Consider the following 16,031-nt stretch of genomic DNA (forward strand, 5'->3'; position numbering starts at 1 on the left):
TGAGGGAGGGCGCCGCCATGACCGGCCAATTGTCGGCCTATGACACGCATGAGGTGTTCAACCAGGCGCCGCCCTTTGTCGACGTCAATTTGGTGACGCTCGACCGGCCGCTGCTCGATGCGCTCGCCGCCAATGGCGTTGATCCGGTGCAGCAGGGCCTGTTGTCGTTCGGCGAGACCTGGGGCGCAGCCGAGCGCTTCGAACTGGGCCGTCTCGCCAATGAGAATCCGCCGCGCCTGCGCACCCATGACGCCCGCGGCCAGCGCGCCGACCAGGTGGAGTATCACCCCGCCTATCACGCCCTGATGGCGGCCAGCATGGAGGCCGGGCTGCACGCCTCGACCTGGGACCGGCTGGAAGCCAGCCTCGAGGGCAAGCCCACGCCGCCCAATGGCGCGCATGTGGCGCGGGCGGCGCGGCTCAGCGTCATTTCAGGCGTTGAGGCAGGCCATGTCTGCCCGCTGACCATGACCCACGCCGCCATGGCCAGCCTCGCCGTGGCCCCGGAACGGCTGAGCCAGTGGCTGCCGTTTGTGCGCTCGCGCCAGTATGACCCGCGCTTCCTGCCGTTCTGGGAGAAACGTGGCGTCAATCTCGGCATGGGCATGACCGAGAAACAGGGCGGGACGGATGTTGGGGCCAACACCACCGCCGCCGCCCCGATCCATGATGATGAATATGAACTGACCGGCCACAAATGGTTCATGTCGGCGCCCATGTCCGATGGCTTTCTGGCGCTGGCCCAGACTCCGGGAGGGCTGACATGCTTCCTGGTCCCGCGCTTTCGCCCTGACGGGGCGGTCAACGGCCTGCGCTTCCAGCGGCTGAAGGACAAGCTCGGCAATCGCTCCAACGCCTCGTCCGAGGTGGAGTTCGTGGCGGCCTTCGGCTGGCGGCTGGGCGATGAGGGGCGCGGCGTCCGCACCATCATCGACATGGTGCAATACACCAGGCTCGATTGCGTCAGCGGCTCCAATGGCGTGATGCGGATGGCGCTGGCCAAGGCGATCCATCACGCCCGCCATCGGCTGGCGTTTGGCAAGAAGCTGGTGGATCTGCCCGCCATGACCCAGGTGCTGGCCGATCTGGCGCTCGACATGGAGGCCATCTCGGCCCTCACCATGCGCCTCGCCGCGTCCTTCGACCGCGCCGCCACCGACCCGAAAGAAGCGGCCTATGCGCGGGCCATCACTCCGGCGGCGAAATTCGCCGTGTGCAAGACTGCGCCCGGCTTTGTCTATGAGGCGCTCGAATGCCTCGGCGGCAATGGCTATGTCGAGGACGGGCTGATGGCCCGGCTGTATCGCGAGGCCCCGCTCAACGCCATCTGGGAAGGCTCGGGCAATGTCATGGCGCTCGACGTGCTGCGCGCCGCCCGGCGCGCGACGGAAGCCACGGAGGCGCTGGTCGCCCGTCTCGCCAGCGACGGCAAGGGCTTGCCGGGCGTCGCCACTGCAGCGACGCAGCTGACGGAGGCCTTGCGCTCTGATGAGGCGGAATGGCGGGCCCGTTTCGTGGCGGAGCGGCTGGCAGGCCTCGCCGCCGCCGTGGCGCTGGCGCGATCGGCCCCCGCGGCGGTGGCGGAGGCCTGGGCGCGCACCCGGCTGGAACAGCCGCGCCGCATGTATGGCGCCAATGACGTGCGCGATCTCGCCCCCATGCTGCTGGAGCGGGCTCTGCCCTATATCTGAGCCATAGCCGGGCCCCTGGCCCGGCTGGCGCCCATCAGGGCGGCGTCCGCCGTCGCCCAGGGCGCCGCGCCTGTCTAACGTGAACTCAGCCATATAGCCCGCCCATGCGCCGCGCCGCCTCCTGCGGCGAGGCCAGCCTGGTTGGCGCCGCCGCCTTGAGCGGCAGGATTTGACAGGCTGGCGGCTTTGACCCATTCATCCCGTCCCTGGAGCCGGCGTTTGCATCGGGTCGCCACGCGGCGTCCCTGAGGCAGGCACGCCTGCCCGTTACCGGCGAAACCGGCCAGCATTGGCGCTGCAGGCGCGATTGCCAGGCTCTCCGTTCACCCCAACCGTCAGTGGCAGCCCATGAAAGTCGTCGTCGTCGAGTCTCCGGCGAAAGCGAAGACAATCAACAAATACCTGGGCAAGGACTATGAAGTCCTGGCGTCCTTCGGTCATATCCGCGACCTGCCTGCGAAGGATGGCTCGGTGGATCCCGAGCAGGATTTCGCCATGGTCTGGGAGCTGGAGGATCGCGGCGCCAAAAGGCTGTCCGAGATCGCCAAAGCGGTGAAGGGCGCCGACAAGCTCATTCTGGCTACTGACCCGGATCGCGAAGGCGAGGCCATCTCCTGGCACGTGCTGGAGGCGCTCAACCAGAAGAAGGCGCTCAAGGGCGTCGATGTGGAGCGCGTCACCTTCAACGCCATCACCCGCGACGCCATCAAGGCGGCGATGGCGGCGCCGCGCGAGATCGACCAGGCGCTGGTTGACGCTTATCTGGCCCGTCGCGCCCTCGATTATCTGGTCGGCTTCAATCTCTCGCCAGTGCTGTGGCGCAAGCTGCCCGGCGCCCGCTCGGCTGGCCGCGTACAGTCGGTGGCGTTGCGGCTGGTCTGCGACCGTGAGCGCGAGATCGAGACCTTCGTCAGCCGCGAATATTGGTCGCTGATCGCCCAGTTGAGCACGGCCCAGGATGCGCCGTTTGAAGCGCGTCTCGTCGGCGCCGACGGCAAGAAGATCACCAGGCTCGACATCGGCTCCGGCGCCGAGGCCGACGCGTTCAAGGCGGACCTCGACAAGGCGCAATTCGCCGTCACCGCCGTGGAGGCCAAGCCAGCCAGGCGCAACCCTTACCCGCCCTTCACCACCTCGACCCTGCAGCAGGAGGCCTCGCGCAAGCTCGGCATGGCCCCGGCCAGCGCCATGCGCTCGGCCCAGAAGCTGTATGAGGGCGTCGAGATTGGCGGCGAGACGGTCGGCCTGATCACCTATATGCGTACCGATGGCGTCGACATGGCCCCGGAGGCCATCGCCCAGACGCGCAAGGTCATCGGCCAGATGTATGGCGACGCTTATGTACCGTCGGCGCCGCGCAAATATTCGGCCAAGGCCAAAAACGCCCAGGAGGCGCACGAGGCGATCCGACCAACTGATCTGTCGCGCAAGCCATCTGAGGTCGCCCGCTACGTCGACGCCGAACAGGCGCGGCTCTACGAGCTGATCTGGACCCGCACCATCGCCAGCCAGATGGAATCGGCGGTTCTGGAGCGCACCACCGTCGACATCGCCGCCACCGCTGGCGGGCGCAATCTGGAGCTGCGCGCCACTGGCCAGGTGGTGAAGTTCGACGGCTTCCTGAAGCTCTACCAGGAAGGTCGCGACGACGGCGACGAGGATGAGGACGCGCGCCGCCTGCCGCCCATGCAGACGGGCGAGGCGCTGAAGAAGCGCGCCATCGACGCCACCCAGCATTTCACCGAGCCGCCGCCGCGCTATTCGGAAGCCTCGCTGGTCAAGCGCATGGAAGAGCTGGGCATTGGCCGCCCGTCCACCTATGCCGCGGTGCTGCAGGTGCTGCGCGATCGCGACTATGTGCGCCTGGAAAAGAAGCGCCTCGTGCCGGACGATCGCGGCCGCATCGTCGTGGCGTTTCTGGAGAATTTCTTCCGCCGCTACGTGGAATATGATTTCACCGCAGGGCTCGAAGAGCAGCTCGACCGCGTCTCGAACCACGAGATCGACTGGAAGGCGGTGCTCAACGAATTCTGGCGCGATTTCATCGTCGCCATCGACGGCGCCAAGGGGCTGCGCACCACTGAGGTCATCGACAAGCTCAATGATTACCTCGGCCCGCACATCTTCCCGAAGAAGGAAGATGGCTCCGACCCGCGCGCCTGCCCGTCCTGCGCCAATGGCCAGCTGTCGCTGAAGCTCGGCAAGTTCGGTTCGTTCATCGGCTGCTCCAACTATCCCGAATGCCGCTATACCCGTCAGTTGGCGGCCAGCGCCGATCAGGATGGCGGCGGCGACGATGGCCGTCCGGGCGTGCGCAGCCTGGGGACTGACCCGGCCACGGGTCTCGAGGTGACCATCCGTGATGGCCGCTTCGGCGCCTATGCCCAGCTCGGCGAAGGCGAAAAGCCCAAGCGCCAGAGCCTGCCCAAGGGCACGAGCCCCGGCTCGGTCGATCTGGAGAAGGCGCTGGCCCTGCTGTCGCTGCCGCGTGAGGTGGCGCGACATCCGGAGACCGGCGAGCCGATCCTCGCCGGCATTGGCCGCTTCGGGCCCTATGTGCAGCACGGCAAGATGTACGCCAATGTGGGCCGTGACGACGACGTGCTGGAGATCGGCGCCAATCGCGCCATCGATCTGATCATCACCAAGGAACAGGGCGGCGGCCGACGAGGCGGCGCCGCTGATCCGGGTCGCGAACTCGGCGTCGACCCGGCGGTCGACAAGCCGGTGCTGGTCAAGGCCGGCCGCTTCGGCCCCTATGTCACCGACGGCACCACCAACGCCACGCTGCCCAAGGCGATGAGCCAGGAGGCCATCACCCTCGAAGACGCGATCGAGTTGCTCAAGAAAAAGCGCGAGGCCGGCCCGTCGAAGAAGCCGGCGCGCAAGGCGGCGACGGCGAAGAAGACCACCAAGAAGGCTGCGGACGGCGAGGATGCGCCAAAGAAGCCAGCGGCGAAGAAGGCTGCCGCGAGCAAGACATCCGCCAGCAAGACTTCGGCGAGCAAGACTTCCGCCAAAAAGCCCGCCGCGAAGAAGGCCGCGACGGGTGACGGCGCGGCTGACGAGGCGGCGGCCAAACCTGCGCGCAAAACCGCCGCCAGCAAGACCGCCGCTAGCAAGACCGCCGCCAGCAAGACCATCGCCGCCGACGACAGCGTGCCGTGGGACGAGTGATCGCCAGCAACGGTTGACCGTTGCGACGCTCCTGACCTGGACAGATTTGGGCGTCGAACCGCAGGGTTCGGCGCCCAGTGTTTTTGAGGCGATGGTTTTTCGGATTTGGGCGGCGTTGGGCGGCGGACCCTGGCGTTCGCGGCGCAGCAAGACGTGGATGCCCGTGACAAGCACGGGCATGACGGCGGGTGTGATTGCGCCGTGGGGCTCAGGGGGGGCTCAGGAAGGCTCAGGGGGGCTCAGGGGGCCCAGTGATCGGGGGCTCGGGCGCTCAGTTCGGTTGTGCGCCCGGCGCCTGGGGGGCTTGCCCTGCCGCGCGAGCACTGCGTCCGCTGCTCGCGAGTGAGCTGCCGCGCGTTGTTTCGCCCACATCGCCACCGCATCAGGCCCCAGCGCCTCCTCCATCGCCGTCATGCCCGTGCTTGTCACGGGCATCCACGCGTTTGAAGGCGCCGGGATGCAGCGCTGCCGGCGCCGCGAAGCAAAGGGCGTTGAGGACGGCGCCCGTCGCATATCCTGGACTGGTCGCGCGGGGCACTGAGGGCGGCAATACGCGGATGCCCGTGACAAGCACGGGCATGACGGCATGGGATGAGGGCGGCGGAGGGGCTTCATCGGCGCGCGGCGCGGAATGATGACGGCCGCCAGCGTCGCAGAGCGCCAGGGGCGGCGAGATACACGGGACACGAGACAGCGGGAAAGAATGTTCGCCGCGAATGCACTGGCGCGCATGCATTCTTCGCCATGACGCCCGCATTCGGGAACAAATTTTCATAATTATTTCAGCCGGTTGACGGCCATCGCCACCGCATGCGCTGCTGGACGCGAACCTGGTCCGGAGTATGTCATGCCCCCCAGCCCTATTGTCTCACTTCGCCTGGCGACGCCCGTGCAGGGAGGCCGTCATGCCGCTTGATCGCCGTTCATTTCTGCGCCTCGCCGCGTCGATCGGCGGCGGCGCGGCGGGCGTCGCCGCGCTGGCCGATTGGCTGATCCTGCCGGCTGAGGCGAAGGACGCGCCGCAACTGACCATCGGCAATCAGAAGGGCGGGCTGCGCGCGTTGCTGGAAGCCTCTGGCAATGCCGCGGACCTGCCGTTCACGCCGCGCTGGAGCGAGTTCCAGAGCGCAGCGCCGATCCTTGAATCGATCAACGCTGGCGCGCTCGACGTCGGTTACACCGGCGATTTCTCGGTGCTGACCGTGTTTGGCAATGGCGCGCCGATCCGGGCGATTGGCGCGGTGCGCAATGCGCCCGCCGGTCAGGCGATTGTCGTGCGAAAGGGTTCTGACATCCGCACGCTGGCTGATCTGCGCGGCAAAACCATCGCCGGCACCCGCGGCGGCTGGGGCGAGTTCCTGATCAAGGCGGCGCTCAGGGAGGCGGGCGTGGACCCGCGCGAAGTCAATATCCGCTTCATGGCCCCGCCCGAGGCCCTGCCCGCCTTCAGCGGCGGCCGCATCGACGCCTGGGCGATCTGGGAGCCGTTCATCTCCCAGGTGGTGTTGCGCCACGACGCCCGGGTGCTGCGCGACGGCCAGGGCCTGACGCCGTCGATCATGCTGCTGGTCACCTCACAGAAGGCGCTGGAGACGCGCCGCCCGCAGCTGGCGGTGTTCCGTGAGCGGGTGCGCAAGGGCATCGACTGGATCAACGGCAATATCCCCGCTTACGCCGCCTACAACGCCAGGCTGACCGGCATGCCGGAAGAGGTGCTGCTCCGCGCCTTCCAGCTCAACCGCTCGACCAACACGCTGATCGACGCAGCGTTGACCCAGGAGTTGCAACAGGCCGCCGATCTGGCCGCCAGCTTCGGGGTCTTCGACAGGCGTATCGACGTGGCGCCACTGCTCGACGGCTCATTTCAGGCCTGAGGGCGGGCTCGTCGCGGCGCCGTGGACGCCCTGGAGCAAGACGTGGATGCCCGTGACAAGCACGGGCATGACGGGGGAATAGGCGCAGGGGCACCCCAAACATCCCACACCCGCAACGTCATGCCCGTGCTCGTCACGGGCATCCACGCGTTTTGGGCCTCCCCACCCCCACCGCCGATAACGCCGCCAGCAGCCGGGCGCGCCGCCGCCCTGGCGAAACTGGCCGCGCATCCCCATATGGGCGTTGCGGCCTCAAGTGTGATACAGGCGTAGCTTCTGATCGTGCGCCGCATAGCGTGCGGCGCGATCCCCCGGTTCCGGCGACCTGCGGCCAGGCCTGTCCTGCCAGCGCCCCGGAGCATGCCCATACGGAACAGATTTGACCCGACGCCCAGGCCTGAGCCCCAGCAAATCCCGCGCTGCGCCGCGCGCCACCCGCTCGCGCGCCGCGCGCAAACAGGCGGCGCACCGGCACGCCGCCACCGCCGCGATCGCCGGCGTGGACGAAGACGGCGCCACAGACGCGCCCCATGCACGCGAGGATCTTGCTGCTGACAGCCGCGACCTGGCGGCGGGCTTGCCGACCCGCGAGCAGCTGGTCGCTTTCATCAGTTCGGCGCCGGGCAAGGTGTCGAAGCGGGATATTGCGCGCGCTTTCAACATCTCCAGCGAGCACCGCATCTGGCTCAAGCGTGTGTTGCGCGAGTTGGAGGTCGACGGCGTGCTCACCCGCAGTCGCGGCGCCCTGCATGACGCCGCCAGCCTGCCGCCGGTGGTGCTGGCCGATATCACCGGCCGCGATGACGATGGCAAGCTGATCGCCAGCCCCGCCGAATGGTCCGGCGAGGGCGAAGCCCCGCAGATCATCATCAACACGCCGCACAAGTCTGCGCGTGGCCAGCCGACCCCTGGCGTCGGCGATCGCGCCCTGTTGCGCGTCTCGCGCATCCCCGACCCGGATGGCGGGCCGGCGTGGACGGGTCGGGCGATCAAGATCATTGGCCGCTCCAATCCGCATATGCTCGGCATTTTCCGCCAGCTGGCCGATGGCGGCGGCTGGATTGAACCCGTCGACAAGAAGAGCCTCGGCAAGGACGAGATCGAGATCCGCCCCGGCGACACGGCTGGCGCCAAAGAAGGCGATCTGGTGTCGATCAGCGTCTCCAAGGTCGGGCGCTTCGCCCGCCCGCATGCCCGGGTGCGCGAGCGCCTTGGCTCGCTGGCGTCCGAGAAGGCCGTCAGCCTGCTGGCGATCTACGCCCATGGCATTCCGCATGTGTTTTCGCCGGCGGTCATCGCCGAGGCCGAGGCGGCGCGGCCGCTGGGCATGAGCGGACGCGAGGACTGGCGCGAACTGCCGCTGCTGACCATCGATCCCGCCGACGCCAAGGACCATGACGACGCGGTGCATGCGGCGCCGGACGACGACCCGAACAATGAGGGCGGCTTTGTCCTCACCGTGGCCATCGCCGACGTCGCCGCTTATGTGCGCCCGGGAACCGAGCTGGATCGCACGGCGCGTGAGCGCGGCAATTCGGTGTACTTCCCCGACCGGGTGGTGCCGATGCTGCCCGAGCGCATTTCCAATGACCTGTGCTCGCTGCGCCCGCTAGAGGACCGGCCGGCGCTGGCCATGCGCATCATCATCGACGCCCATGGCCGCAAGCTGCGCCACAGCGTCCATCGGGTGATGATGCGCTCGGCGGCGAAGCTGGCCTATCAGCAGGCCCAGGCCGCGATCGACGGCCTGCCCGACGATGTCACCGGGCCGCTGCTCGAGCCGGTGCTCAAGCCGTTGTGGGCCGCTTACGCGGCGCTGGTCGAGGCGCGGGACAAGCGCTCGCCGCTCGATCTGGATCTGCCAGAGCGCAAGCTGGTGCTCGACGCCGACGGCCAGATCGACCGGGTGATCGTGCCCGCCCGCCTCGACGCCCACCGGCTGATCGAGGAGTTCATGATCCTCGCCAATGTCTGCGCCGCCGAGACCCTCGAACGCGCCGGCTCGCCCCTGCTGTATCGCATCCATGACGAGCCATCGCTGGAGAAGATGCGCTCCCTGGGCGAGGTCATGGCCTCGATTGGCATCAAGCTCGGCAAGGTCGGCAATGTGCGGCCGGAGCTGTTCAACCGCATTCTCGCCCAGGTGGCGGAGACCCGGCACAAGACCTTCATCAACGAAGTGGTGCTGCGCTCCCAGGCCCAGGCGGAGTATTCGGCTGACAATTGCGGCCACTTCGGCCTCAACCTGCGGCGCTACGCCCATTTCACCTCGCCGATCCGCCGATACGCCGACCTCGTGGTGCACCGGGCGCTGATCAGCGTCGGCAATTTGGGCGACGACGGCCTGCCCGCCTCCATGACCCGCACGGCGCTGAATGAGATCGCCGCGCAGATCTCGGTGGCCGAGCGCCGCGCCATGGCGGCGGAACGCGAAACCATCGACCGGCTGATCGCCCATCACCTCGCCGACCAGATCGGCGCGACCTTCCACGGGCAGATTTCTGGCGTCAATCGCGCCGGCCTGTTCGTGCGCCTCGCCGACACCGGCGCCGACGGCTTCATTCCGGCGGCGACGATTGGCGATGAGTTCTACCGCCACGACGAGCAATTGCACGCGCTGGTCGGCAGTCGCACCGGCGACACGCTGCGGCTGGGCGACCGGATCGAGGTGCGGCTGGCCGAGGCGGCGCCGATCGCCGGCGCCCTGCGCTTCGAATTGCTGGGCCGCGACGGCGGCGGCCGCTCGCGCCTGTCCGGCAAGAAGATTGGCGCACCCAAGGGAGCGGCCAAAGCGGCGGGCAAAGGCACGGGAAAAAGCGGCCCCAAGGGCCTCAAGGGCCGCCTCGCCGAGCAAAAGCGCGCCAAAAAGGCCATGCTCAGCCGGGCCAGCAAGCAGCCGAGGGGCAAGGGCGTCTGAAGCGAGGCCCCGACCCGTGGCCATGAGGCCAGGACATTTCGTCAGGGTTTCCCATCCTGACGATGTAGATTAAACCAGCGCCACCGACGCCAGACCGGGCGGCGGACGCAAGGCCGGGTTCGCTGTTTTGGGGCGGCCCGGCGCACAGCGCAGGAGCGCGCCATGCCGGCACACATCCACTCCCCTTACAGTGGCGAACAGCCGCGTGAGCTGGTCCCCGCCATGCGGCGTGGCTTTGCCGGCCATTGCCCGGCGTGCGGCGACGGCCGCATCTTCGGCAAGTTCCTGAAGGTCAATCCGACGTGCAGCGCCTGCGGCGAGGAATTGCACCACCAGCGCGCCGACGATCTGCCGCCCTATGTGGTGATCACCATCGTCGCCCATATTGTCGGAACGGGCATCCTGCTGGCCGAGACCTGGTACACCTGGCCCGTGTGGACGCATATGGTGCTGTGGCCGCTCATGACCATCTTCCTCGGCTTTGTGCTGATGCAGCCGGTGAAGGGCGCGGTCGTCGGCCTGCAATGGGCGCATCGCATGCATGGCTTCGGCAAGGACCGCTTCGCCGGTCGCGCCGACGGCGGCTGGCCGCCTGAGGCTGGCGAGGACCCGGGGCGGGCCTGAGACGCGGGGCTGGCCCAGGACCCGGCAAGGACCCTGGACCCGGCAAGGACCCAAAACACGGCACGGGCCTCATACGCGGGGCGGGCCTGAGCGGCGCGCATGGCTGGCGTGGAACCCGCGCCAGACCTGAGGCCTGAAGGCTGCAGCTTCCGCAACGGCGGGCGTACGGGCGGCCTGGGGCTTCCCTTTCTGGATTCTACGGTTTTCAATCCCTGTGATTTGCGGCACATCAGCGCGTAACGGCGGCGCACGCCTTTACGGCGTTCGCCACTGCGCGCGCCAGGGTGCGACAGCCCCACAATGACAGATGACGTCGCCGCGCCAGCGCGCGAACGGCGACGCGACAGGGAGTTCACCATGAGAACGGCACAGCCAGGCATCAGCCAGAATGACCAGCAGCTGCTGGATGAGAGCGAGCGCCACGAACCGGTTTTCCCCTATATCCGCCCGCGCAACGCCGCGACGCTGATCATTATCGACCGCTCGGGTTCGCACCCCAAGGTGCTGATGGGCCGCCGCCACCACGGCCATCGGTTCATGCCAGGCAAGTTCGTGTTCCCAGGCGGCCGCATCGAGACCAATGACCGCTTCATGGCGCCGCTGAGCGACCTGCACCCGGTGGTCGACGAGAAACTGATGAGCCGCACGGTGCGGCCTGCCCCATCGCGTGGGCGGGCGCTGGCGCTGGCCGCCATTCGTGAGACCTTTGAGGAGACGGGCCTGTTGCTCGGGCGAAAGGCCGAACCGCTGCGCCGGCGCCAGCCCGCCGGGCCGTGGAGCGATTTCGCCAATCATGGCGTGATTCCTGACCTTGAGCCGCTGCGCTTCGTCGCCCGCGCCATCACCCCGCCGGGCCGGCCCAAGCGCTTCGACACGCGCTTTTTCGCCATCGACGCCAATCAGATCGCCGAGCGCATCGACGGGGTGGTGACCGCCGACACCGAATTGACCGAGCTGGTGTGGGTGGAGCTGGAAGAAGCCCGCCAGCTGGATTTGCCCTCCATCACCACTGTGGTGCTGAAAGAGCTTGAACAGCGCACGGCGGGCGGCTTTGACCATGGCCTGCCCGTGCCGTTCTTCTACGCCCGTCAGGGCGCGTTCCAACGCGAGGAATTGTGACCGCAACCCAGAACACACCGCCCGCCGCCCTCGCGGCGGAGCCTGACGAACCTCTCAACCTGCGGGCCCTCGCCAGCGCCATTCTGCTGGTGTCGTTAATTGGCGTAGGGCTCAGCCTGTCGATTCCGCTGCTGTCGCTGGAAATGCAGCGCATGGGCGCCTCCGGCAGTCTCATTGGCCTCAACACCGCCATGGCCGGCTTCGCCAGCATTCTGGTGATGCCGTTCGTGCCGAAACTGGCGGCGGCCATTGGCGTGCGGGCGATGATCGGGCTGACCATCGCCGTCACCGCCCTCTCCTTGCTGGCCTTCAAGGCTTTCCCATCCTTGCCCGCCTGGTTCGTGCTGCGCTTCGCCTATAGCGCGGCGCTGGGCGCGCTGTTCGTGCTCTCGGAATACTGGATCAACGCCGCCGCTCCGCCAAAACGGCGCGGCCTGGTGATGGGCGTCTACGCCACCTTCCTGTCCGTGGGATTCGCTGCGGGGCCGCTGGTGCTGTCGCTGGTGGGCACGGAGGGCTGGGCGCCTTATCTGGCGGGCGCGGCGCTGATGTGCCTCGGTTTCGCCCCTCTGGCCCAGGCCAAAGGCGTGACGCCAGAGCTCGACCACAGCTCCAGCCATTCGCTGCTGTACTTCATTCTGGCCGCGCCGCTCGCCACATTCGCCGCCTTTGTCTTCGGCGCGGTGGAGACGGGCGGTTTCAGCCTGCTGCCGCTCTATGGCCTCAGGCTGGGCTACACCGAGCATCAGGCGGCGTTCCTCGTCAGCTTCGTCGCCATGGGCGGCATGTTGTTGCAGATCCCGCTCGGGCTGCTGTCGGACCGTATGGACCGCCGCACCCTGCTGGTGCTGATCGGTCTGTTCGGCCTCGGCAGCTCGGCGCTGATGCCGGTGGCGGCGGCGATTCCGTGGGGGCTGGAGGCGTTGCTGCTGGCCTGGGGCGGCGTCGGCGCCGGGCTGTACACGGTCGGCCTCGCCCATCTTGGCGCGCGCTTCACCGATCGCGCCGACCTCGCCAGCGCCAACGCCGCGTTCATCCTGCTGTATAATCTCGGCATGATGCTGGGTCCGCCGGCGGTTGGCCTCGGCTTTGACCGAATCCAGCCGCATGGATTCGCGGTGATGCTGGCGGGCCTGTTTGGCCTGTATTCAGCCTTCGCTTTGGGCCGCGTTTTGCTGCGGCGCGGCGGCTGAGGTCTCGCTTGTGCGGCGCAGCTTTGGCGCAAGCCAGCTGCCCGCATGGCGCTACACCAGCGCTGCACTGGCCAGAAATACCGCCCCGCCAGAAACGCCGCCATTTCAGCGGCTTGCCGGCGGCGGCGGCCATATTGGCGGAACGGGTGGCGGAACGGGCGGCGGCGCGCGCAAAACCGCCCTGCGTCGCCATAGAACGCCCGGGATGTGGAGGAATCAGCTGCATTTGTGCGGCGGCTGCGCCCGATCCTCTTGACTTGCCGGGGCCGATGCGGCATGTCCCACGCATGTTCCTGGCCGGGTTTCGCCGGCCTTTTTATATTGCCGCGAGCGGGATCGAGCCCGCCGGATGAGGTTCGACCATGGCCAAGGCCGTTACGATCAAGATCAAGCTGGTCTCCACCGCTGACACTGGCTACTTCTACGTCACCAAGAAGAACACCCGTACCATGACCGACAAGTTCGCGATCAAGAAGTACGACCCGGTGGCGCGCAAGCACGTCGAGTTCAAGGAAGCCAAGATCAAGTGATCTGGTTCCGGCGTCCGCCAGCCGGACGCCGCCGCAGCGGCGGTCTCACCCACCGCTTTAACCGCCCGCTCCGGGCGGTTTTTTTATGCGCGCGCTTCAGCCGTCGACCTTGCGATGCAACACGACCATTTTCGGCCGCCATGGCGCAACGCGCCGCTGCTGATCCCGGTCGGACCACGCCGGTGTCGACAAGCGTCAGCCACGCCGCATTGGCTGGATTGTGATCGCCCCTGTCACATTCTGTCCGCCTTGTTACTGCGCTTGCCCCGCCGCGCGCGTCAAACTGCCGTTGCGGCAGGATCAGCGATCCAGCATGTGCGACTGCGGCGCGGCGCGCCCTGCGACTGCCGCTTCTGATCTGGCTGCAAGGAGACCAGCATGACGCCACAGACGGGGGGACGGACGGGCGCAGCGCCCCGCCAGCGCGACGCCAAAAGCCACGTCTGCCTAGGAGCCGGGGGCTTGCGCGCGCCCACGTCTGGGGCTCGGTGGCGCCGCGCCGGCGCGGCGGCGATCGCCAGCATCGTGCTTTATGTCGGCGGCAGCCTGCCGCCCTCGCTGACCTCTGCGCTGGCCAGCGCCGACATCGCTGCAGCCCGCCTCGGCCAACATGTGACGCAGGCGCTGCCTGACGGCGGCATGCACGGCGCCCGCGTGCAGCTGGCGCAGGCTGATCTGTGTGAGAATCTGTGGCGGCAACGCAACGCCATCTATCGGGCTGCGGGCTATTGCTTCCGCACCCAGCGCGCTATCGCCGTCTTCGGCAACGCCGGCTGCCAATATGACCATGAGGCCGACGTGCCGCTGAGCGCTCATGAGCGCCATCAGGTCCGGGCGATCTCATCCCAGGAGCGGCGGCTCGGCTGCGACCGTTAGCACGGGCCTAAGGATGCGGAGCGGGGCGTACGCTCGCCCGCCCCAGCGGCGGAGTGAGCCGCCGCCGCCCAGGAGTGGGCCGACTTTTAACGGGCATGCTGGCGCCAGACTTCATCCGGTCCATGTCAGGGCGCGCGAGGGCCCGTGCAGGATCGATATTCGCCTGGATGTAAGACAGCGTTGCCTGCGACGGGCGCCGGAGCAAAGTCGTCGCGAGCTGCGCGCATGCCCGGCGGCGACCATGGTCCACGTGGGCCGGCGGCCGCCGTCTCTTTCACCAGGCGATGGTCGCCTCGGCCGAGGCTTCCGCATAGGCGCGCTCGAGCATGCTCAGGCAGGCGTGGGCCTGCTCTTTGGCTTCCGGGCGGTCACACATTCCGGCGATATCGCGCAGATCGCGGATGGCGACGTCCAGCGCGGTCATGAGGTCGATGTCCTCATCCTCAACCATGATCGGGGCCTGGCGCTGCTGGCGCGGGCGGAACTGCACGACTGTGCCCATGATACTCATCCGGGTGACACGCGCGAATCGAAGCGTTCGCGTCATCATTTCGCCACGAGCTGGTTAACCGCCGCTTACGTCTGCGGTCGCAAGCATTAACTCTGCTGTTGCAAAACTGGGGATGATGTCCGCGACGTCCGCGCGCGCGGCCCAGGAGGCCTGGTCGGTCGCATTGTCGGCGCGCCCTGTGTGTCCGGCCCAGCGCCCTCAATCCCCCCTCACTTGGCAGAAGGCGCGACTACTCATACCAGGATGCGAAGATGCTGACGCATCCGCATCCTGGATTGCTCAGGCGCCGCACGGGCTTGACCAAAGTGCGATCTGTCGTGCTCACCGCACTTTGGCATCAATCGCGCGCAATGGCGCGGCCAGGAGCGCGCGCCAAAAACCCACGACGGGCGACAGTCGGATAAATGACGTAGGGGAAAGAGGCGGTCGGGAGGAAATCGGCCAGAGGCACACGATTTCACTCCCGACCTGAGCCCGTGACGTCCAGGAGATGCGGCGGACCTGAGCATCGCCGGGCTGTAGCGTGGGCGGCGCGCTGGTCATCACTGACCAGGCACCGCTCGTAGCGTTACCCTAACCGGAAGCGGCGGGAATGCAACGGCAGAATCATGACAGCAGGGCCGAAAGCCATGCGCCTTCAGCGCGACCGTTATGCGGGCGGCGCCTGACGTTTACACGCGCCCACAGCTGCGCCTTAGGCCGGGCCAGCGTAATTTTGCACCGCCTCAAGGAATTTGGCGACGGAGATGGGCTTGGACAGATAGCCCTCGCAACCGCCTTCGCGGATACGCTCCTCATCGCCCTTCATGGCGAAAGCAGTGACGGCGATCACCGGAATATGACGCAGGCTTGCATCGTCCTTGATCCAGCGCGTCACCTCAAGCCCCGACACGTCGGGCAGCTGGATGTCCATCAGGATCAAATCGGGCTTGTGGGCGCGGGCCAGTTCCAGCGCCTCCGAACCCTGGGCGGTTTTCAGGGTCTGATAGCCATGGGCCTCCAGCAGATCGCCAAAGAGCTTCATGTTCAGCTCATTATCCTCGACAATGAGAATGGTCTTGCTCATGGGGAATGATCCACCGCGGGCTTCCTTGCTGTGGGGCTGCGTCGCACCCTAGATGGGCAACCCTGAACGAAAGACAAACAATGTTGATCCCCCGCAAAAAAGACCTGATCCAGGCTGGCGGCGAACGGGCCGGCGGCGTTGACCCCGCCAGCCTCGCCATTGCGGGCCTGGGCTTTCTGGCCAGCGATGAGGACCGGCTTGGCGACTTCCTGTCGCTGAGCGGGTTGAGCGTCGATGGTCTGCGCGCGGCGGCGGCGAAGCCGGAGTTTCTTGTCGCCGTGCTTGAGCATATCCTGCAGGACGAGAGCGCCGTCATCGCCTTCGCCGCCAGCGAGAACGTGGACCCGGCGCTGATCGCTCCCGCCCTGCGCCAATTGCAGATGGCGGCGGGCATCAGGCCAGCGCTGGACTGAGCCCATCAGGCCTGCGCGCCGACGCCTTGGCAAGTAGATT

12 protein-coding genes are annotated in these 16,031 nt (G+C 67.4%); 10 read left to right on the plus strand and 2 right to left on the minus strand.

Annotated features, from left to right (window positions below; translation table 11 throughout):
• Positions 1-17: 17 nt before the first annotated feature.
• From AC6A67_RS12190 to AC6A67_RS12230, 9 genes are all read left to right on the plus strand, one after another.
• Positions 18-1,691 carry an isovaleryl-CoA dehydrogenase gene (locus tag AC6A67_RS12190; RefSeq protein ID WP_498036815.1) on the plus strand — a complete coding sequence of 558 codons (1,674 nt, stop codon included), beginning with the start codon at positions 18-20 and terminating at the stop codon, positions 1,689-1,691.
• A 348-nt stretch (positions 1,692-2,039) separates the two neighbouring features.
• Positions 2,040-4,868, plus strand: coding sequence for a type I DNA topoisomerase (gene topA / locus AC6A67_RS12195; protein WP_498036816.1), 2,829 nt, complete (start codon positions 2,040-2,042; stop codon positions 4,866-4,868).
• A gap of 905 nt (positions 4,869-5,773) precedes the next feature.
• Positions 5,774-6,742 carry an ABC transporter substrate-binding protein gene (locus tag AC6A67_RS12200; RefSeq protein WP_498036817.1) on the plus strand — a complete coding sequence of 323 codons (969 nt, stop codon included), beginning with the start codon at positions 5,774-5,776 and terminating at the stop codon, positions 6,740-6,742.
• A 577-nt stretch (positions 6,743-7,319) separates the two neighbouring features.
• Positions 7,320-9,659: a ribonuclease R gene (rnr, locus tag AC6A67_RS12205; protein WP_498036856.1), complete on the plus strand. Its 2,340-nt coding sequence runs from the start codon at positions 7,320-7,322 to the stop codon at positions 9,657-9,659.
• Positions 9,660-9,821: 162 nt separating this feature from the next.
• Entirely contained in the window at positions 9,822-10,283 is a 462-nt protein-coding gene (locus AC6A67_RS12210) for a DUF983 domain-containing protein (protein WP_498036818.1), read from the plus strand.
• 357 nt (positions 10,284-10,640) lie between these two features.
• Positions 10,641-11,402 carry an NUDIX hydrolase gene (locus tag AC6A67_RS12215; protein WP_498036819.1) on the plus strand — a complete coding sequence of 254 codons (762 nt, stop codon included), beginning with the start codon at positions 10,641-10,643 and terminating at the stop codon, positions 11,400-11,402.
• A complete protein-coding gene (locus AC6A67_RS12220) occupies positions 11,399-12,595 on the plus strand; it encodes an MFS transporter (protein ID WP_498036820.1) in 1,197 nt (398 codons plus the stop codon). Before AC6A67_RS12215 ends, AC6A67_RS12220 begins: the two co-directional genes overlap by 4 nt.
• A 362-nt stretch (positions 12,596-12,957) precedes the next feature.
• Positions 12,958-13,125, plus strand: coding sequence for a 50S ribosomal protein L33 (gene rpmG, locus AC6A67_RS12225; RefSeq protein ID WP_132005784.1), 168 nt, complete (start codon positions 12,958-12,960; stop codon positions 13,123-13,125).
• A 462-nt stretch (positions 13,126-13,587) separates the two neighbouring features.
• A complete protein-coding gene (locus AC6A67_RS12230; protein ID WP_498036821.1) occupies positions 13,588-14,001 on the plus strand; it encodes a YARHG domain-containing protein in 414 nt (137 codons plus the stop codon).
• Between the two features lie 274 nt (positions 14,002-14,275).
• On the opposite strand, the gene AC6A67_RS12235 is transcribed toward AC6A67_RS12230, so the two are convergent.
• Together AC6A67_RS12235 and AC6A67_RS12240 are read right to left on the minus strand one after the other, a co-directional pair.
• Positions 14,276-14,503, minus strand: coding sequence for a hypothetical protein (locus AC6A67_RS12235; protein ID WP_498036822.1), 228 nt, complete (start codon positions 14,501-14,503; stop codon positions 14,276-14,278).
• Positions 14,504-15,206: 703 nt separating this feature from the next.
• Positions 15,207-15,578 carry a response regulator gene (locus AC6A67_RS12240; protein ID WP_498036823.1) on the minus strand — a complete coding sequence of 124 codons (372 nt, stop codon included), beginning with the start codon at positions 15,576-15,578 and terminating at the stop codon, positions 15,207-15,209.
• Positions 15,579-15,658: 80 nt separating this feature from the next.
• On the opposite strand from AC6A67_RS12240, the gene AC6A67_RS12245 reads away from it, so the two are divergent.
• Positions 15,659-15,991 carry a DUF3572 domain-containing protein gene (locus tag AC6A67_RS12245; protein ID WP_498036824.1) on the plus strand — a complete coding sequence of 111 codons (333 nt, stop codon included), beginning with the start codon at positions 15,659-15,661 and terminating at the stop codon, positions 15,989-15,991.
• Positions 15,992-16,031: the final 40 nt, after the last annotated feature.

It is taken from the genome of Camelimonas sp. FR25 (assembly GCF_059740505.1).